We start from the raw sequence: 19344 nt of genomic DNA, 5'->3' as shown, positions 1-19344 counted from the left end.
AGTACGGGTCCAGTAATGGTACGGATTCGCTGGCATTCCGGATTCCGACATCATCGTGACTGCTGATTCGGACCTCCGCGATCCCCTTTGGATTGGGCCGGCACGTCCTGAGCGAGAAGAGCTCAGCATCGAGATCGATGCACGTTCGCGTGGCGTTTCCCGAGACCCAAGCACTCCAAAGGATTGATCTTCAATGCACACGATCGTACTGGCCACCCAAAAGGGTGGCAGCGGCAAGAGCACGCTCGCCATCGGCCTCGCGCTGGCAGCCAAGCAGGCCGGCTTCACCGTTCGCCTGATCGAGACCGACCCGCAGGGCACATTGTCCAACTGGCAGCGCCGCCGCACCACCGATGATCTCGTCGTCGAGCCGATCTATCACGCCGCCGACATCGAGCCGCGCCTGAAGATGCTGGCCGACAGCGGCCTCCAGCTCGCGATCGTCGACACCGCCGCCGGCCTCAGCGCCGCGACCACCGCCGCGATCCGCCATTCCGACCTCTGCCTGATCCCGGCCCGCCCGAGCGTCGCCGACATCGAAGCCACCGTTTCGACGCTCAGCGTCGCGCGTGCCTGGAAGCGGCCTTACAGCTTCGTGCTGAACCAAACCCCGATCCGCGGCCAGCGCATCGACAATGCCGCCAACACCCTTGCCGAGGAAGCCGCCCTCGATCTCGCCGAGGTGCTCGCACGGCCCCTGATCGTGATGCGCAACGACCACCAGGACTCGCTTGCGAGCGGCCTTGCGGTCAGCGAATTCGCCCCGAACGGCAAGTCGACCGAGGAGATCCGCGGCCTCTGGCATTGGATCGAGACCCGGCTCGAGCTCGCCGCCACCACCAACGTCTTGATCGACCAGGTCATCGCGGCCGCGGACGGAATGTTGCACGTCGCCGCCGAGCTTGCGGCCGACGAGACCACGATACTGGCGTCCTGAGCGGGGCAATCGCTCAGACGTCAGCCGGCCCTTCACCATCCGGAAGGGGCCTTAGCGACGAAGCAATCCGGCCACCAGCCCGGCCGGATTGCTTCGCTTCGCGTTTTGGGAGAACTCCGTCCATCGTCGTTGCGAGCGCAGCGAATTCGCTTTCGTAGCCTGGATGGAGCGAAGCGCAATCCGGGACGCCTCCATCCGTTGCACGAAGATCCCGGATTGCGCTGCGCTCCATCCGGGCTACGGCACTCGCAATGACGGTCGTGGTGGGCTCGTCACCCTCGCAGAAGCTTACGGCCTCTCGGTTACGAGCCTGATTTTCACTTCTGACATTTCGGACACCAGAAGGTCGACCGGCCGTTCTGCGTAAAGCGCTTCACGGTGCCGCCGCAGCGCGGCGTCGTGCATTTCTCGCCCTCGCGGTCATAGACGTTGAACGAGTGCTGGAAATAGCCGAGCTCACCCGAGGTCTGGCGATGATCGCGCAAGCTGGAGCCGCCGGCCTTGATGGCGTCGTTCAGCACGGTGTGGATCGCGCCGACCAGTCGCTTTGCGTGGTCCGTCGTCTCGCCCTTCTTGGTCGACAGCGTCGCGGCGATCCGGCGCGGCGACAGATGCGAGCGATGCAGGGCTTCGCAGACATAGATATTGCCGAGCCCCGCGACCACGCGCTGATCGAGCAGCGCGGCTTTCAGGCTCGTGGTCTTGCCAGCGCAGGACCGCGCCAGCATCGCTGCGTCGAATTCGTTGCCGAGCGGCTCGGGGCCGAGCCCGCGCAACAGCGGCTCCTCGTCGAGGGCACTGCGCGCGATCACTTTCATGTAACCGAAGCGGCGCGGATCGTTGAAGATGATGTCGGCGCCGGAGGACATCCGAAACAGCACGTGATCGTGCGTGGAGTCCTTGGCCTTCGGATAGTGAAACTCGCCGGGCGCTACCTCGTTGTCCGGCTTGATGACGCGGAACGAGCCCGACATGCCCAGATGCATCAACAGCACGTCGCCGGAGGCGAGATCGGCCATGAGATATTTTGCACGGCGGCCGAGCCCCGTGACGACCTGCCCCTTCAGTCGGGCCGCGAAGTCGGGCTGGAAGGGAAAGCGCAAATCGGGCCTGCGGGCCTCCGCGACCAGGATTTTTGCACCCTCCATGACAGGCTGAAGGCCGCGGCGGACGGTCTCGACTTCGGGCAATTCGGGCATGGTCAGGCATTCACCTTATGAGGGCGGTGTGATAGCGCCATTGCGGCGGGCGCGCTATGGTCCGCCTCGTGGAGTAGAGTAATGGATCGGCCGGGCGAAACCACGCATTTTGGCTTCAGGGACGTTCCCCTGGGCGACAAGCAGACGCTGGTGAACGATGTGTTTCACAGCGTGGCGTCGCGCTATGATTTGATGAACGATTTGATGTCCGGTGGCCTGCACCGGGTCTGGAAGGACATCATGATCACCGCGCTCGACCCGCCCAGAGGCGACCGGCCGTTCGCGCTGCTCGACGTTGCCGGCGGCACCGGCGACATCTCGTTCCGCGCCGCCAAGGCCGCAGGCGCGGGCTTCCATGCCACCGTCTGCGACATCAATTCCGGGATGCTGGAGGTCGGCCGCGAGCGCGCCGCAAAGCGGCATCTCGAGACCCAGGTCGATTTCGTCGAGGGCAATGCCGAAGCGCTCGCTTTCGCCGACCGCAGCTTCGACGCATATACGATCGCTTTCGGCATTCGCAACGTGCCGCGGATCGACCTTGCGCTGGCCGAGGCCTATCGCGTGCTCAAGCCAGGCAGCCGCTTCCTCTGTCTGGAATTTTCCACCGTCGAGATGCCCGGGCTCGATCGCCTTTATGACATGTTCTCGTTCAAGGTGATCCCGCCGCTCGGGCGCATGATCACGGGTGACGCCGAGTCCTACCAATATCTGGTCGAGTCGATCCGCAAGTTTCCAAGACCCAACGCCTTCGCCGACATGATCCGCAACGCCGGCTTCGCCCGCGTGAACTGGCAGATATTGTCCGGCGGCATCGTCGCACTGCATTCGGGCTGGCGTTTGTGATCTCTGCCATAACCCATAGTGCGCGCCTGATGCGCGCCGCGTTCGTCTTTGCGCGCGAGGGCGTGTTCGGCGCCGTCGATCCGAGTCTGGTGCCGCCACACGGACAGCTCGCTCTGAAACTTGCGCGCATCATCGAGCGGCGCGGCCCGAAGCAGGGCCCGCGGCTGTCGCGCGCGCTGACCCGGATGGGCCCTGCCTATCTCAAGCTCGGACAATTTCTGGCGACTCGCCCCGATGTGGTCGGCGTTGCCATGGCGCGTGATCTGGAAAGCCTGCAGGATCGCCTGCCGCCGTTTTCGCAAGTCGAAGCGGAAGCCGTGATCGCGACGTCGCTGGAACGGCCGCTGACCGACGTGTTCGTGAGCCTCAGTGCGCCGGTCGCAGCCGCCTCGATCGCACAGGTGCATCGCGGAGAGGTCCTGCGCGACGGCATCCACAAGGCGGTCGCCGTGAAAGTGCTGCGCCCCAACGTGGCCGCTCGCTTCCGCCGCGACCTCTCCGACTTCTTCTTCGTCGCATACAAGGCCGAATCCTATTCGTCCGAGGCGCGGCGCCTGCGCCTCATCGAGGTCATCAACACGATGTCGCGCTCGGTCGCGATGGAGATGGACCTGCGCCTCGAGGCCGCGGCGTTGTCGGAGATGGCGGAGAACACGCGCGACGATCCTGATTTCCGCGTGCCGACCGTCGACTGGGACCGTACCACGCACAATGTGCTGACGATGGAGTGGATCGACGGCATCGCGCTGAACGATCACAAGCGCCTGGCCGAGTCGCAGGTCGACCTGCCCGATCTCGGCCGCAAGGTGATTCAGAGCTTCCTGCGCCACGCGTTGCGCGACGGCTTCTTCCACGCCGACATGCACCCAGGCAATCTGTTCCTGGATGACGCGGGTCGCCTCGTCGCGGTTGATTTCGGCATCATGGGCCGGCTCGGCATGAAGGAGCGGCGCTTCCTCGCCGAGATCCTGCTCGGCTTCATCACCCGCGACTATCGCCGTGTCGCCGAAGTGCATTTCGAGGCGGGCTATGTGCCCGCGCATCACTCGGTCGAGAACTTCGCGCAAGCGATCCGTGCCATCGGCGAGCCCATTCACAACCGCACGGCGGAAGAGATCTCGATGGCACGGCTGCTGACGCTGCTGCTCGAGGTCACCGGCCTGTTCGACATGACCACACGGCCCGAGCTGATCCTACTCCAGAAGACCATGGTGGTGGTCGAGGGCGTGGCGCGCGGCTTCGATCCCAGGCTCGACATCTGGAAGGTCGCCGACCCCGTGGTGCGGGAATGGATCGAGCGCAATCTCGGTCCGATCGGCCGGGTCCAGGGCGCGATCTCCGGCACCGGCGATCTCGCGCGCATCCTGATGCGTCTGCCTGATATCGCCGCGCGCTCGGTTGCGGTGCTCGAACAGCTGGAGACCATGACCCGGGAGGGCATCCGGCTGTCGCCGGAGAGCATCGCGGCGATGGGCCGCAGCGAGGGCCGCAAGAACCGCTGGCGCACCGTGGCGCTCTGGATCATCGCCGCGACCTTCATCGGCATCCTGATCGCCGTCCGAAATCTGTGATTGCAGTGCAATCATACGAATGATAGCATCGCTATCATTTCGCGCCGGAGAGTGCCATGGCAAGTCTGACCATCCGCAAGCTCGACGAGAACGTCAAAACCTTCCTCCGCCTGCGCTCGGCCAAGAACCGCAGGTCGGTCGAGGAAGAGGTCCGGGTCATCCTCGGGGAGCTGATCGAGGGCCGTGAGGAGCCCCTGACGCCATTCACGGCGCCGCCTGCGGCCTCGGCCACCCCGCTGCCCCAACGCACCGGCGCCGTTCCAGAAGCCAGCGTCACCCTGATCATCGGCGGCGGGATTGCGGCCTACAAATCGCTCGACCTGATCCGAAGGCTCAAAGAGCGGCGGATCGAGGTGCGTTGCGTGCTGACCAAGGCGGCGCAGCAATTCGTCACGCCGCTGGCCGTGAGCGCGCTCTCGCATGAGCGCGTCTACACCGACCTGTTCGACCCCCAGAGCGAGTTCGACGCCGGTCATATCCGCCTCGCGCGCGAGTGCGACCTGGTCGTGGTAGCGCCGGCGACCGCGGATTTGATGGCCAAGATCGCCAATGGCCATGCCAACGATCTCGCCAGCGCCATCCTGCTCGCGACCAACCGCAAGGTCCTGCTCGCGCCGGCGATGAATCCGCTGATGTGGAACAACGCGGCGACACGGCGCAATGTCGCGCAGCTTCAACGCGACGGCGTGATGCTGATCGGGCCGAATTCCGGTGAGATGGCGGAAGCAGGTGAAGCCGGTATCGGCCGCATGTCCGAGGCGATCGAAATTGCGGCCGCCGCCGAGCGCCTGCTGCGGCCGCCGGTGCCGCGCCCCCTCGCCGGCAAGCGCGTGCTGATCACGGCTGGTCCGACCCACGAGCCGATCGATCCGGTGCGCTACATCGCCAACCGATCCTCCGGCAAGCAGGGCTTTGCGATCGCTGCCGCCGCACAAGCCGCGGGCGCCGAGGTGATCCTGGTCAGCGGCCCGGTCGAGCTTCGCGATCCTCAGGGCGTGACGGTCAAGCATGTGGAATCGGCACGGCAGATGCTGGAGCAGGTGCAGGCCGCGCTTCCCGCCGACATCGCGATCTTTGCCGCCGCCGTCGCCGACTGGCGGGTCGCCAATGAAGGCGAGCAGAAGCTGAAGAAGACCTCGGCCGGCATGCCGCCGCTCCAGCTGGTCGAGAACCCCGACATCCTGGCGACGATCTCCAAGCTGACCGACACGCGTCCGCCGCTGGTGATCGGCTTTGCCGCCGAGACCGAGCACCTCATCGACAATGCCAAGTCGAAGCTTGCCCGCAAGGGCTGCGACTGGATTGTCGCCAACGACGTCTCCCCCGCAACCGGCGTCATGGGCGGGGACCGCAACACCGTGCACCTCATCAGCCGCAAGAGCGGTGAGAAGAACGATGAGACGGATGGCGAGATTGCAGTTGATTCATGGCCGGCGATGACCAAGGAACAGGTCGCTATCGAACTGGTCGCGCATATCGCAAAGAGCGTGACCGGCAAATCCTTGAACGACAAAGCCCCGGAGCCCGCATCTTGAGCACGAAAGTCACGGTCGAACTGCAGCGCCTGCCCCATGCGGAGGGGCTGCCGCTGCCGGCCTATCAGACCAATGATGCCGCCGGTCTCGACCTGATGGCGGCGGTGGCCGAGAACGAGCCCCTGACGCTCGCGCCCGGCCAATACGCACTGGTGCCGACGGGCCTCGCGATCGCGTTGCCGCCCGGCTACGAGGCGCAGGTGCGACCGCGTTCTGGGCTTGCTGCCAAGCACGGCGTCACCGTGCTGAACTCGCCGGGCACGATCGACGCGGACTATCGCGGCGAGATCAAGGTGATCCTGATCAATCACGGCCAGACCGCCTTCGTGGTCAAGCGCGGCGAGCGCATCGCGCAGATGGTGGTCGCGCCAATGGTGCAGGCCGCGCTGGTTCCCGTGGCGACATTGTCCGCAACCGACCGCGGCGCCGGCGGATTCGGCTCGACCGGCCGCTAGGCGCGGCACATCCGGCCGAATCACCGAGGAACTACGTGAATTGGAACACCGCACCCCGCATTTTTTTGGGGTCGCCTTTGCGTTCACGATCTGGACTCTTACCGGTGGAGTCACGGTGAGGGTATTGTCGTTTGATTCGCGCGCGACGGGGGTCGCCGCGCGCAAATTCGTGCGATCTTGGGGCAACTATGTCAGGCGTGATCGTGTCGATGCGTCGGACGCTGCTGTCGTGCACATCGCTCGTGCGCAACGGCTTGTTGGGAAGCGCTCTCGCAGCGCTGCTGCCGGCTGCGCCGGCTGAAGCCGCCGACCTCGTCGACACACTCTCATCGTTGCTGGATTTCAACCGGCAGGAGCTCGCGGTGCTGGCCACCGCGCTGGCCTTGCTCGGCTTCTCGGTGGTGGCCGCGATCCTCCTGATGCGCACGCGCGTGCGCACGGCGAAGAACGAGGCGCGGCTGCGCGCACGGATCGGGGAACTCCAGCTCCAGGCCGACCGATTCGGCGCACTGCTGTTCGCCGAGCCGCAGATTCTGATCTCCTGGCCGGCCGGCGACAATCGCGCACAGATCTCCGGTGACACCTCCATGGTGCTGCCGCGCGACTCCTCTCCACAGCGCGTGCTGGCGTTTGGAACCTGGTTGCCGCCGGAACCGGCGCTCCGGATGGATCACGCCGTCGATGCGCTGCGCGACCGCGGCGACGGGTTCCAGCTGACGCTCACCACCGCGCATGGCCACACGCTGGAGGCCATCGGCCGCGCCATCGGCGGCCAGGCCATCGTCAGGATTCGCGAACTCTCAGGGCTCCGCCGCGATCTGGCCGAGACCAATCTGCGTTACAAAGCGCTCTCCGACGAGACGGAGATGCTGCGCGGCTTCGCGACCGCCGCACCCTGGCCGATCTGGGCCAAGGGCGAGAACGGCGCGCTGGCTTACGCCAACCCCGCCTATGTCCGGGCGACCGAGGCGGCCAGCATCACCGACGCCCAGGAGCGCAAGCTCGAGCTGCTCGACAGCGCCGACCGGAGCGCGATGGAGCGGGGGCTGAAGGAAGCGGCCAATTTCACCTCGCGGCTGCCGATCGTGATTGGCGGCGAGCGGCGCATCTATGACGTGCGCGCCGTCAATGTCGGCGGCGGCAATGTCGGCGTTGCCATCGATGCCAGCGAGGCGGATGCGTTGAGCTCGGCGCTGGTGCGGATGGCGGAAGCGCATCGCCGCACGCTCGACCAGCTCTCCTCCGGCGTTGCCGTGTTCGACGGCCAGCGCCGGCTCGCGTTCTACAATGATTCCTACCGCCAGCTGTGGGACCTCGACCGTACCTTTCTCGACGCCAACCCCGATGATTCCAGCGTGCTCGACAAGCTCCGCGCCGCGCGCAAATTGCCGGAACAGCCGGACTTCCGCGCCTGGAAGGCCAAGCTGCACGAGGCCTATCGCGCGGTCGAGGCTGCCAAGGACACCTGGTATCTGCCCGACGGCCGCGCGCTCTCCGTCGTCACCACGCCAAACCCCGAAGGCGGCGTCACCTATCTGTTCGACGACGTCACCGAGAGCCTCGAGCTTGCCCGCCGCTTCGACGGCATGATCCGGGTCCAGCGCGAGACGCTGGACAGCCTCGCCGAGGGCGTCGCGGTGTTCGGCAGCAACGGCAAGGCGCAGCTGTTCAACCCGGCCTTCGTCCGGATGTGGAAGCTGTCCGTTGACGCCATGCGCGACGAGCCGCACATCCAGACGGTCGAGGGCTGGTGCCATCAGCTGTTCGACGACGCGATCGTCTGGCGACAGATCCGCGAGGCCGTCACCTCGATCGAGAGCCGCGCCGACATTCCGCTGAAACTGGAGCGCAAGGACGGCAGCGTGCTCGACGGCATGATCCGGCCCCTGCACGACGGCGCGACGATGCTGACGTTCCAGGACATCACCGACACCGAGAACGTCGAGCGCGCGCTGCGCGAGCGCAACGAGGCGCTGGAGGCGGCCGACCAGATGAAGGTGGATTTCGTCCACCACGTCTCCTACGAGCTGCGCTCGCCGCTCACCACCATCATCGGCTTCGCGCATTTCCTCAGCGATCCCTCGACCGGGCCGCTGACGCCGAAACAGGCCGAGTACCTCGACTACGTCACCAAATCGACCAATGCGCTGCTGGCGCTAACCAATAACATCCTGGATCTCGCCACCATCGACGCCGGCGCCATGAAGCTGGAACTCGGCCCGGTCGACGTCAGCAAGACCATCGAGCTCGCCGCCGAAGGTCTCCAGGACCGGCTCGCCACCGACCGCATCCGCCTCAAGGTCGAGATCGCGCCCGATGTCGGCAGCTTCACCGGCGACGAGAAGCGCGTGGTGCAGGTGCTCTATAACCTCCTCGCCAATGCCGTCGGGTTTTCTCCACCGGATTCCACCGTCGGCATCAGCGCCCGCCGCACCGAACGCAGTGTGGTCTTCACCGTGACAGATTCCGGGCCTGGAATACCTGCCGACATGAAGGACAAGGTGTTCAACTGGTTCGAAAGCCGCTCGCAGGGCTCGCGTCACCGCGGCGCCGGGCTCGGCCTGTCGCTGGTGCGCTCCTTCGTCGAGCTGCATGGCGGCAATATCCGGGTCGATTCGATCGTGGGCAGGGGCACGGTCGTGATCTGTGACTTCCCGACCGAGCAGGCGGCGCATCGCGACGCCGCCGAATGACTGCGCCAACCACATTCTCCGTCGCGCTCCATAACGAGACGGCCACCGCGCAATTGATGGCCGACCTCGCGCTGCTGGTCGGCTCCGGCGATGTCATCACGCTCACCGGCGATCTCGGCGCCGGCAAGACCGCGGCGGCGCGTGCTATGATCCGCTACCTCGCCGGCGACGATGCACTGGAAGTGCCGAGCCCGACCTTCACGCTGGTGCAGGGCTACGAGCTGCCGCCATTCCCGGTGATGCATGCCGACCTCTACCGCGTCGAGGACGAGAGCGAGCTCGAAGAGATCGGGCTGTCGCCGCTGCCGGAAGCAACCCTCGTCCTGATCGAATGGCCGGAGCGCGCACCGTCGGCGATGCCTCAAGACCGCATCGACATCGCGCTGACGCACCGGCCGGCACTGGGCTCGAATGCACGCGCCGCCGACATCACCGGTCATGGCAAGGCCGCCGCCACCGTCGCGCGGCTGCAGGCGCTGCGCGAATTCCTCGATGCATCCGGCTACATGGAGGCAACGCGCAAGCGCATGGCGGGCGACGCCTCGACCCGCTCCTATGCGCGGCTGCTGCGCGACGACCAGATCGTCATCCTCATGAATTCTCCGCAGCGCCCCGATGGTGCTGCGATGTACAACGGAAAATCCTACAGCGCCGCGGTGCATCTCGCCGAAAACATCAAACCCTTCGTCGCCATCGACGAAGGCCTGCGCGCGCAGGGAATCTCCGCGCCCGCGATCCATCATTCCGACCTCGACCACGGATTCCTGATCAGCGAAGACTTCGGCAGCGAAGGTGTGATCGAAGGCGATCCGCCGCGCCCGATCGCCGAACGCTACGAAGCCGCGGCCGATTTGCTGGCGGTGCTGCACGGCAAGACGCTGCCGGACACGCTGCCGCTCGCGGGGCAGACCTACGCCATTCCCGTCTTCGATACCGAGGCGCTGCTGACCGAAATCGGCTTGATGCCGGAATGGTACCTGCCCGATCGCAATGCCCCGCTGGACGACGAGAAGCGCGCCGAATTTTTCGCGATGTGGCGCGAGCTGCTGCAGAAGGCGCAGGCCTCGCCGAAGACCTGGATCATCCGCGACTATCACTCGCCGAACCTGATCTGGCTCGGAAATCGCACCGGCATCGAACGGGTCGGCGTGATCGACTTCCAGGACACCGTGCTGGGCCCGCAATCCTACGACGTGGTGTCGCTGCTCCAGGACGCCCGCATCGACGTGCCCGAGGCGATCGAACTGACGCTGCTGTCGCGCTACATCAAGGCACGCCGCGCCAGCGATTCGAGCTTCGACGCGGCCGGCTTCGCCGAGCTCTACGCCATCATGTCGGCGCAGCGGAACACGCGTCTGCTCGGCACCTTCGCCCGCCTCAACCGCCGCGACGGCAAGCCGCATTATCTGCGTCACCAGCCGCGGATCTGGACCTATCTCCAGCGCTCCCTGGCGCATCCCGCGCTCGCCCATCTGCACGACTGGTATCTCGCCAACGTCCCGCCGCCCCAAAGGCCGGCCCAAGGCTGAAAGGCTATTACGGGCTGAAAAGGCTGATTCGGGGGTCGATTTACCGGCTGTTAGCCAAGACGCCGGTAATCTGGGAACGAAGCAGCCGGATGATTACGGGGCTGGAGCAGGGCAGATGGCGGTGAAGACGGACCAGCGCGGCAATAGCCGGGTTGTTTTCGAGCGCGGGATCGCGGCCCAGATGATGGGTATCGACGGCACCTGGCGGCGCGACTGCACCATGGAGGACGTCTCCGACAGCGGCGCCAAGCTGACCATCGACGGCTCGGTCGAAGGCCTGCACCTGAAGGAATTCTTTCTGCTGCTGTCGTCCACCGGGCTCGCGTACCGGCGCTGCGAGCTCGCCTGGGTCAATGGCGACCAGATCGGCGTCAATTTTCTCAAGCTCGGCGACAAGAAGAAAAAGGCGCGTTCCACATCCATCGGGGCGTAACGGCAACACCCGTCGTACAAGCGTCACGGCAGGTGGTTAAGGCGGTTAAGACGCGGTGCGGCCAGTCGAACCTCGTGTTAGGATTGCTGCGAACGCGAGATCAGTAGGTCTGAGAAAGCGAAGGATGTCCGTCAAACCGACCAAAGCCATGGTGCTCGCCGCGGGGTTCGGCCTGCGCATGCGTCCGTTGACGGACAGGATGCCGAAACCGATGGTTCCGGTGGCCGGCCAGCCGCTGCTCGACCACGTGCTCGACAAGCTCGCCCAGGCCGGCGTGAGCGAGGCGGTGGTCAACGTGCACTACCTGCCGGACCAGATCATCGATCACACCGCATCCCGCCAGCATCCGCGCGTGACCATCTCGGACGAGCGCGACCAGGTGCTCGGCACCGGCGGCGGCGTGGTCAAGGCACTGCCGCTGCTCGGGGACGCACCGTTCTTTCACGTCAATTCCGACACGCTGTGGATCGACGGCGTGCGCTCGAACCTGACGCGGCTCGCCGAAAACTTCGATCCCGCGCGGATGGACATTTTGCTGCTGATGGCGCCGACGGCGACCAGCATCGGCTATAGCGGCCGCGGCGATTACGGCATGCTGGCCGACGGCGCCCTGCGCAAGCGCAAGGAAAAAGAGGTCGTCCCCTTCGTCTATGCCGGCGCGGCGATCCTGTCGCCGTCGATCTTCGCCGATGCCCCCATGGGCGAGTTCTCGCTGACCAAGATGTTCGACCGTGCCAACGAGCAGGAGCGGCTGTTCGGCCTCCGCCTCGACGGCGTCTGGATGCATGTCGGCACGCCTGATGCCGTCCACGCGGCGGAAGAGGCGTTTCTGGAGAGCGTGGCTTAAGCCGTGCCGTCATGCCCGCCTAGTGCGCAATTGCGCACGGGGGGCGGGGCATCCAGTACGCCGCGCCTTCTCGGCTGAATCTGCCCGTCTCTGGAATACTGGATCATCCGCCTTCGCGGATGATGACACCGGTCCCGGTGGCGCGAACAGCGGGGACTATCTCCCCTCCACCCATATCCATTTGAGTCCGCCTCCCTATATTGGCGCCTGATTCCCGAATCAGGCAGCTCATGCGCGTTTTCAGCGTTCCCGTCTCAGTTCCGTTCCTGCGCACCGTCGTCGCAAGCCTGCTCGACGGTCGGCTGGTCGACGGCTTTGAGGCGCGCAAGGAGCCGGCACGGCTGGCGGATGCCACGCTGTACCTGCCGACACGACGCGCCATGCGAATCGTCCGCGAGATCTTCCTCGATGAGATGAAGGCAGACGCTGTCGTGCTGCCGCGCATCGTCGCGCTCGGCGACATCGACGAGGATGAGCTCGCTTTCGCCGATGAGGGCGAACAGTTTTCCGGCGCAACGCCGCTCGACATTCCGCCGCGGCTCGGCGAGCTCGAACGGCGGCTGACGCTGGCGCAGCTCGTCGCCGCCTGGGCCAAGGGCCCGGTGCTGTCTCCGCTGGTCGTCGGCGGCCCCGCCTCGACGCTGGCACTGGCGTCCGATCTCGCGCGGCTGATCGACGACATGGTCACGCGCGGCGTCGACTGGAGCGTGCTCGACGGCCTCGTGCCCGATATGCTCGATCGCTATTGGCAGCACTCGCTTGAATTCTTGCGCATCGCGCGCATCGCCTGGCCCGGTCATCTCGCCGAGATCAAACGCATCGAGCCCGCTGCCCGCCGCGACCTTCTGATCGATGCCGAAGCCAGGCGGCTGACCGCGCATCCCCATGGCCCCGTGATCGCGGCCGGCTCGACCGGTTCGATGCCGGCCACGGCAAGATTTCTCCACGCAGTCGCCTCGCTGCCGCATGGCGCCGTGGTGCTGCCCGGCCTCGACACTGACCTCGACGACGATGCCTGGCGCAGCATCGGCGGCGTACGCGACTCGCTCGGCAAGTTCGCGGAGAATCCGGTCTCGAACCATCCGCAATATGCCATGCACGCGCTGCTGGATCGTTTTGGCATCAAGCGCAGCGACGTCGATATCCTCAAGCCTCCGGCGGAAGGCGGTCGTGATCTCTTGGCGTCGGAATCGATGCGGCCGTCGGCCAAGACCGAGATCTGGCACGACCGGCTGAAGCAGCCGGATGTGGCCTTAAAGATCACCGGCGGCATGAAGAACCTCGCGGTTGTCGAAGCTCCCAACCCTGAAATGGAAGCGCTCGCCATCGCCATTGCGATGCGCGAGGCGCGGCATCTCGACAAATCCGCGGCGCTTGTCACGCCCGATCGCGCGCTGGCGCGGCGGGTGATGGCCGCGCTGAGCCGATGGGATCTCGCATTCGATGATTCCGGCGGCGACGTCCTGATTGAAACGTCCGCCGGCGTCTTTGCGCGGCTGACAGCGGAGGCCGCGACCAAGGGATTGGAGCCGCCGACGCTGCTGGCGATGCTGAAGCATCCGCTGTGTCGGCTCGGCCGGGCGCCCGGCGCATGGAAAGTGGCGATCGAAGGCCTGGAGCTCGCTTTGTTGCGCGGCACGCGCCCGCCCGCGGGCACCGCCGGCCTGCTGCGCGAATTCAATCGCTTTCGCGAGGAGCTGGCAAAGCTGTGGCGCAGCGAGGTCTCCGCGCTGCACAAGGCCGAGCCGCGCGCACGTCTCAAAGCGGAAGATCTCGATCGCATTCAGGTGCTGATCGATGGCTTGCGACAAGCCTTGGCGCCGATCGAGAGTCTTGCTTCATCAAAGCCGTATGACTTCGCCGAGCTCGCGCATCGGCATCGCGAGATCATGATCGAGCTGTCGCGCGACGAGCAGGGCATTTCCTTGGCATTCGAGGAGCGCGAAGGCCTCGCGCTCGCGAGCGCCTTCGACGATCTCCTGCGCGGCGGCACCACCAGCGGATTGATGGTCACGCTGCCCGACTACGCAGACGTGTTCCAGACCGCGTTCAGCGATCGGGCGGTGCGGCGGCGGGACAGGCCGGGCGCGCGGCTTCAGATCTACGGCCCGCTGGAATCACGCCTGATGCAGGCCGACCGAATCATCGTCGGCGGGCTGATCGAGGGCGTCTGGCCGCCGGCGCCGCGCATCGATCCCTGGCTGAGCCGGCCGATGCGGCACCAGCTGGGCCTCGATCTGCCGGAACGCCGTATCGGCCTCTCCGCCCACGATTTTGCGCAACTGCTCGGTGGCGACGAGGTCATCCTCACCCACTCCGCCAAGGCTGGCGGTGCGCCGGCGGTCGCCTCGCGCTTCCTGCACCGGTTGGAGGCCGTCGCGGGCGATGCGCACTGGAAGGCCGCGATTCGCGCGGGCGAGACATACGTGCAGTTCGCAGCCGCGCTGGACCAGCCCGACGAGGTGAGGCCGATCAAGCAGCCCGAGCCGCGACCGCCACGCGCGACCCGGCCGCTCAGGATGTCTGTGACTGGGATCGAGGACTGGCTGCGCGATCCCTATACGATCTACGCAAAACACATTTTGCGGCTCGACGCGCTCGATCCCGTCGACATGCCGCTGTCGGCCGCCGACCGCGGCTCGGCGATCCATGATGCGCTCGGGGAGTTCACGGAGCGCTACGCCACGAATCTGCCCGATGATCCCGCCCGCGTGCTGCGCGCGATCGGCGAAAAATACTTCGCGCCGCTGATGGAGCGACCCGAGGCGCGGGCGCTGTGGTGGCCGCGCTTCCAGCGCATCGCGCGCTGGTTCGGCGAATGGGAGACGGCGCGGCGCGACGCGATCGAGGCGATCGCCGCGGAAACTCGCGGCGAGATTTCGATCCCGCTCGACCATGGGCGCAGCTTCCGTCTCTCCGCCCGCGCCGACCGCATCGAACGGCGCCAGGGCGGCGGCTACGCCATCCTTGACTATAAGACCGGCCAGCCGCCGACCGGCAAGCAGGTCCGCATGGGCCTGTCGCCGCAGCTCACGCTGGAAGCCGCGATCCTGCGCGAGGGCGGTTTTCCCGGAATCGACGCCGGCGCGTCGGTGAGCCAGCTCGTCTATGTTCGCCTGAGCGGCAACAATCCGCCGGGCGAAGAACGCATTCTCGAGCTTAGGTATAGGCAAGGTGATGAGCCACAGCCGCCGGACACCGCGGCTGCCGAGGCCAGGGCCAAGCTCGAGGCGCTGATCCGCGCCTTCGAGGACGAGAACCAGCCCTACACCTCGTTGAACCTGCCGATGTGGACCAACCGCTACGGCGCCTATGACGATCTTGCCCGGATCAAGGAATGGTCCGCGGCCGGCGGATTGGGGATCGAGGAATGGTGAAGGCACCGCGCCCCATCCCGGATGAGGTGCGCGCCAGGCAAGCGCGCGCATCGGACCCGACCGCGTCGGCCTTCGTGTCGGCCAATGCGGGCTCGGGCAAGACGCATGTGCTGGTGCAGCGCGTGATCCGCCTGCTGCTCGCGGGCGTGCCGCCGGAAAAGATCCTCTGCATCACCTTCACCAAGGCGGCCGCCGCCAACATGGCCGAGCGCGTGTTCACCACGCTCGGCCATTGGGTGACGCTCGATGATACCGGGCTCAATGACGCCATCCGCGCCGTCGGCATCCCGCATCCCGATCGAGACGCGCGCCGCAAGGCGCGAAAGCTGTTCGCCTGTGCGCTGGAGACGCCGGGCGGGCTGAAGGTGCAGACCATCCACGCGCTGTGCACGCGTTTGCTCCAACAGTTTCCGTTCGAGGCCAATGTCCCCGCGCGCTTCGCCGTGATCGACGAGCGCGACCAGACCGACATGATGGAACGCGCCAATCTGAAGGTGCTGCTGGAGGCCGCGAGCGACCCCGACAGCATCACCGGCCGCGCGCTGCTGACCGCGATGGCGGGCGCGGCCGACGTCACCTTCAAGGAAGTGGTGCGCGAGGCCTGCCTGAGCCGCGATCATTTCATGGCCTGGACCGACGAAGCCGGCAGCGCGGAGCTGGCTGCCGTGCAGATGGCGGCCGCGCTGGGCGTGGACGCGAGCGATCGGATCGAGGACGTCGAGACTGAGATTGTCGACGGTCCGTTCCTGCCGCGATCTCGCTGGGACGACATCGCCTTTGCGCTGGAGGACGGCAGCAAGTCCGACAACGACCAGGCCTGCCGGCTCCGCGAGGCAAAGGTATTTTCCGGCGCCGCGCAGGTCGATGCCTATCTCAGCGTTTTCCTGACCGACGAAAAGCTGCCGCGCAAGGCGGTGCTGACCAAGAAGTTCTGCGATCACAACCCGTCCGTCGCCCGCCTGTTCGAGAACGAGGCGCAGCGCGTCAGTGGGTTGGTCGAGAAGCGCCGTGCGGTGACCATGCGCGACCGCACCGCGGCCCTGCTGCATATCGCGACCGCGGCTGCCGCAAACTACCGCCGCGAGAAGCAGGAGCGCGGGCTGCTTGACTATGACGATCTCATCGACAAGACGCTTGCGATGCTCGATCGCGTTTCCTCGGGCTGGGTGCATTACAAGCTCGACCGCGGCGTCGATCACGTTCTGATCGACGAAGCCCAGGACACCAGTCCGCGGCAATGGGACATCGTCGCGCACATCATCTCGGAATTCACCGCCGGCGAGGGCGCGCGCGAGGGCCTGAACCGCACCGTGTTCGCCGTCGGCGACGAGAAACAGTCGATCTTCTCGTTTCAGGGTGCTCAGCCCCGAGAATTCGATGCTCGCCGGCGCGAGCTGCACCGCAAATTCACGGCGGCCGGACTGAAATTCGATCCGGTCGCCTTCACCTATTCGTTCCGCTCCGGCGCCGCGATCCTGCATTCGGTGGACCAGGTCTTCCGCGAGCCCGCGATCTACAAGAGCATCCATTCGATCGAGACCGGTCATCCTCTGCACAATGCACTCGGCGATGCCGGCCCCAGCGTGATCGAGCTCTGGGACCTTGCGGAAGCCGACGACAGGCAGGAGATCGAGGGCTGGCGCGCGCCGTTCGACGGCGTCGCCGCCACCAGCCCCGAGGTCAAGCTCGCGCGCCGGATCCAGACCGAGATCAAGCGGCTGGTCGAGAGCGGCACGCTGACCGGGCACGAAGGCGAGCGGCGTCCGCTGCGCTATGGCGATATGCTGATCCTGGTGCGGCGGCGCGGCAATGCGTTCGACGCGGTGATCCAGGCGCTGAAGCACGCCAATGTGCCGGTCGCCGGCGCCGACCGGCTCAAGCTCACCGAGCACATCGGAATCATCGACCTGATGAATCTTGCGGACGCGCTGCTGCTGCCGCAGGACGATCTCGCGCTCGCGGTGGCGCTGAAGAGCCCGCTGTTCGGGCTCGACGACGACGATCTGTTCCAGTTGGCCCATGACCGCAAGGGATCGCTGCGCCGCGCGCTTGGCGAGCATGCCGCGACAAGCGAAAAATTCACCGCGACGTTGCAACGCCTCGAAGCCTGTGAAACCCGAGCCCGCGAGGAGACGCCGTTCGCCTTTTACGCCTGGCTGCTCGGGGGCGACGGCGGGCGCGCGCGCATGCTGCGCCGGCTCGGTCATGAGGCCAATGACGCGCTCGATGAGTTCCTGGAGCTGGCGCTGAATTACGAGCGCAAGGCGCCGGCCTCGCTGCAGGGTTTCATAGCCTGGCTGCGCTCGGCCGATACCGAGGTGAAGCGCGACATGGAGATCTCGCGCGACGAGGTGCGGGTGATGACCGTGCACGGCGCCAAGGGCCTGGAGGCCTCGGTCGTGTTCATGGTCGATACCACATCGTCGCCTGCGGATTCGCAGCGGCTGCGGCTGATCCACGTCCCGCGCGGCAATGGCGGCGAGGTGGTGGTCTGGGCCGGACGCAAGGCGGACGATCCCAAGCCCGTCGCCGACGCCCGCATGGCGATGCTCGAGGAGACCGAGGACGAATATCGCCGCCTGCTCTACGTCGCGATGACGCGCGCCGCCGACCGGCTCATCGTCGGCGGCTGCATGCCCGGCAACATGAAGACGGTCCGCAAGCTGAGCTGGTACGATCTGGTCGACACCGGGCTCGCCGGCTCGGGCCTGACGAAAGAGACAATCGAGACGCCGCTGGGCAAGGTGACGCGGTTCTCCCGACCGGAGGATGTCGTGGCGCTGGGCACGCCCGCGGCCTCGTTGGATCAGGCGACCGCGCTCCCGGACTGGCTGCTGACACGACCACCGCGCGAGACCATCGACGACGATCCGGTGCGCCCCTCCGGCCAGCCGTCCGGGGAAGGCCGCACGGTTCTGTCTGGCGAATCAGTGCAGTCCCGCGCGCTCGCGCTGCAACGCGGCACGCTGGTGCATCGGCTGCTGCAATCGCTCCCCGACATCGCCGCTGAGCGCCGGCGCGAGGCCGCGCTCGGCTTCATGGCGCGCAATGCCGCGGACTGGGCGGAGGCTGACCGCGCCGCGCTGGCCGACAAGGTGCTCGCCTTGATCGCCGAGCCGCGGTTTGCCCCGGTGTTTGCCGCCGGCAGCCGGGCGGAGGTCGCGATCGTCGGCCGGCTGGAACGGCCGGGCCGCACCCCCGCACTGGTGTCCGGCCAGATTGACCGGCTGGTCGTTCGGCCGGATGAGATCCTGATCGTCGATTTCAAGACCAATCAGGCGGCTCCCAAGAGCGCCGCCGCCGCGCCCGCCGCCTATGTCCGGCAGCTGGCGCTATATCGGGCGGTGCTATCGCGGCTTTATCCCCAAAAGCCTGTCCGCGCCGTCCTGCTCTGGACCGAGGCCCTTGAATATATGGAGATTTCCGCTCCCGCGCTGGACGCGGCGCTGGCATCTCTTCATCTCGGTGTGAGCGTCCTTGACCCGGCAAGGAGCCATTCATAGGTTGACGCCATGATCTCGGGCGCGATTCCCGTCGCGCCCTTCTCTCAGGTACGAGGTACTCCCATGGCCGTTGGTAAGGTTTCTGACACCGATTTCGAAGCCGAAGTGCTCAAGGCAAACGGCCCCGTGGTCGTCGATTTCTGGGCCGAATGGTGCGGCCCCTGCCGCATGATCGCACCCGCGCTCGACGAGATCGCCGGCGCGATGGGCGACAAGGTCAAGATCGTGAAGCTCAACGTCGACGAGAGCCCGAAGACGGCGTCGAAATACGGCGTGATGTCGATCCCGACCCTGATGATCTTCAAGGGCGGCGAGATGGCTTCCCGCCAGGTCGGCGCGGCACCGAAGGCGAAGCTGCAGCAGTGGATCACCTCCGCGGTCTGATCCGCCGCGCACAAGAATATTTTTGGAAACGGCCGGCG

The 19344-nt window shown here is 66.2% G+C and carries 13 protein-coding genes; 12 read left to right on the top strand and 1 reads right to left on the bottom strand.

Going from position 1 to position 19344, the window contains the following annotated elements; genetic code table 11:
• Positions 1-193 precede the first annotated feature (193 nt).
• A complete protein-coding gene (locus AC0L3U_RS12315; protein WP_473288298.1) occupies positions 194-937 on the top strand; it encodes a nucleotide-binding protein in 744 nt (247 codons plus the stop codon).
• Positions 938-1254: 317 nt separating this feature from the next.
• Here the strand turns inward: AC0L3U_RS12315 and mutM are convergent, their stop codons facing one another.
• Positions 1255-2136 (bottom strand): bifunctional DNA-formamidopyrimidine glycosylase/DNA-(apurinic or apyrimidinic site) lyase, encoded by an 882-nt coding sequence (gene mutM / locus AC0L3U_RS12310; RefSeq protein WP_473361924.1) that lies wholly within the window; start codon positions 2134-2136, stop codon positions 1255-1257.
• Positions 2137-2217: 81 nt separating this feature from the next.
• On the opposite strand from mutM, the gene ubiE reads away from it, so the two are divergent.
• From ubiE to trxA, 11 genes are all read left to right on the top strand, one after another.
• Entirely contained in the window at positions 2218-2979 is a 762-nt protein-coding gene (gene ubiE, locus AC0L3U_RS12305) for a bifunctional demethylmenaquinone methyltransferase/2-methoxy-6-polyprenyl-1,4-benzoquinol methylase UbiE (RefSeq protein ID WP_473361923.1), read from the top strand.
• Positions 2976-4550, top strand: coding sequence for a 2-polyprenylphenol 6-hydroxylase (gene ubiB, locus AC0L3U_RS12300; RefSeq protein ID WP_473345867.1), 1575 nt, complete (start codon positions 2976-2978; stop codon positions 4548-4550). The genes ubiE and ubiB overlap by 4 nt, the downstream gene beginning before the upstream one ends.
• Positions 4551-4606: 56 nt before the next feature.
• Positions 4607-6085 (top strand): bifunctional phosphopantothenoylcysteine decarboxylase/phosphopantothenate--cysteine ligase CoaBC, encoded by a 1479-nt coding sequence (gene coaBC, locus AC0L3U_RS12295; RefSeq protein WP_473361922.1) that lies wholly within the window; start codon positions 4607-4609, stop codon positions 6083-6085.
• Positions 6082-6540: a dUTP diphosphatase gene (gene dut / locus AC0L3U_RS12290; RefSeq protein ID WP_473361921.1), complete on the top strand. Its 459-nt coding sequence runs from the start codon at positions 6082-6084 to the stop codon at positions 6538-6540. Before coaBC ends, dut begins: the two co-directional genes overlap by 4 nt.
• Positions 6541-6728: 188 nt before the next feature.
• Positions 6729-9233: a sensor histidine kinase gene (locus AC0L3U_RS12285; protein WP_473361920.1), complete on the top strand. Its 2505-nt coding sequence runs from the start codon at positions 6729-6731 to the stop codon at positions 9231-9233.
• Positions 9230-10762: a tRNA (adenosine(37)-N6)-threonylcarbamoyltransferase complex ATPase subunit type 1 TsaE gene (tsaE, locus tag AC0L3U_RS12280; RefSeq protein ID WP_473361919.1), complete on the top strand. Its 1533-nt coding sequence runs from the start codon at positions 9230-9232 to the stop codon at positions 10760-10762. Before AC0L3U_RS12285 ends, tsaE begins: the two co-directional genes overlap by 4 nt.
• Before the next feature lie 115 nt (positions 10763-10877).
• Positions 10878-11195 (top strand): PilZ domain-containing protein, encoded by a 318-nt coding sequence (locus AC0L3U_RS12275; RefSeq protein ID WP_018455771.1) that lies wholly within the window; start codon positions 10878-10880, stop codon positions 11193-11195.
• A 124-nt stretch (positions 11196-11319) separates the two neighbouring features.
• Entirely contained in the window at positions 11320-12042 is a 723-nt protein-coding gene (locus tag AC0L3U_RS12270) for a nucleotidyltransferase family protein (protein ID WP_473361918.1), read from the top strand.
• A 230-nt stretch (positions 12043-12272) separates the two neighbouring features.
• The gene (addB, locus tag AC0L3U_RS12265) at positions 12273-15419 is read left to right on the top strand and encodes a double-strand break repair protein AddB (RefSeq protein WP_473361917.1); all 3147 of its coding nucleotides are present in this window, start codon (positions 12273-12275) and stop codon (positions 15417-15419) included.
• Positions 15413-18922 carry a double-strand break repair helicase AddA gene (gene addA, locus AC0L3U_RS12260; RefSeq protein ID WP_473361916.1) on the top strand — a complete coding sequence of 1170 codons (3510 nt, stop codon included), beginning with the start codon at positions 15413-15415 and terminating at the stop codon, positions 18920-18922. The genes addB and addA overlap by 7 nt, the downstream gene beginning before the upstream one ends.
• A 63-nt stretch (positions 18923-18985) precedes the next feature.
• Entirely contained in the window at positions 18986-19306 is a 321-nt protein-coding gene (trxA, locus tag AC0L3U_RS12255) for a thioredoxin (RefSeq protein ID WP_007598398.1), read from the top strand.
• Positions 19307-19344 lie beyond the last annotated feature (38 nt).

It is taken from the genome of Bradyrhizobium sp. Kon69, assembly GCF_055807515.1.
The sequence above is the reverse complement of the archived record's forward strand: the minus strand, read 5'-3'. Positions and strand labels throughout refer to the sequence as shown.

What these genes read in the sequence shown, in the direction of transcription:
- mutM (WP_473361924.1), bottom strand. Translation starts at nt 2,136, where the DNA reads ATGCCCGAATTGCCCGAAGTCGAGACCGTCCGCCGCGGCCTTCAGCCT.
- trxA (WP_007598398.1), top strand. Translation starts at nt 18,986, where the DNA reads ATGGCCGTTGGTAAGGTTTCTGACACCGATTTCGAAGCCGAAGTGCTC.
- AC0L3U_RS12315 (WP_473288298.1), top strand. Translation starts at nt 194, where the DNA reads ATGCACACGATCGTACTGGCCACCCAAAAGGGTGGCAGCGGCAAGAGC.
- AC0L3U_RS12285 (WP_473361920.1), top strand. Translation starts at nt 6,729, where the DNA reads ATGTCAGGCGTGATCGTGTCGATGCGTCGGACGCTGCTGTCGTGCACA.
- coaBC (WP_473361922.1), top strand. Translation starts at nt 4,607, where the DNA reads ATGGCAAGTCTGACCATCCGCAAGCTCGACGAGAACGTCAAAACCTTC.
- ubiE (WP_473361923.1), top strand. Translation starts at nt 2,218, where the DNA reads ATGGATCGGCCGGGCGAAACCACGCATTTTGGCTTCAGGGACGTTCCC.
- AC0L3U_RS12275 (WP_018455771.1), top strand. Translation starts at nt 10,878, where the DNA reads ATGGCGGTGAAGACGGACCAGCGCGGCAATAGCCGGGTTGTTTTCGAG.
- tsaE (WP_473361919.1), top strand. Translation starts at nt 9,230, where the DNA reads ATGACTGCGCCAACCACATTCTCCGTCGCGCTCCATAACGAGACGGCC.
- AC0L3U_RS12270 (WP_473361918.1), top strand. Translation starts at nt 11,320, where the DNA reads ATGTCCGTCAAACCGACCAAAGCCATGGTGCTCGCCGCGGGGTTCGGC.
- addA (WP_473361916.1), top strand. Translation starts at nt 15,413, where the DNA reads ATGGTGAAGGCACCGCGCCCCATCCCGGATGAGGTGCGCGCCAGGCAA.
- addB (WP_473361917.1), top strand. Translation starts at nt 12,273, where the DNA reads ATGCGCGTTTTCAGCGTTCCCGTCTCAGTTCCGTTCCTGCGCACCGTC.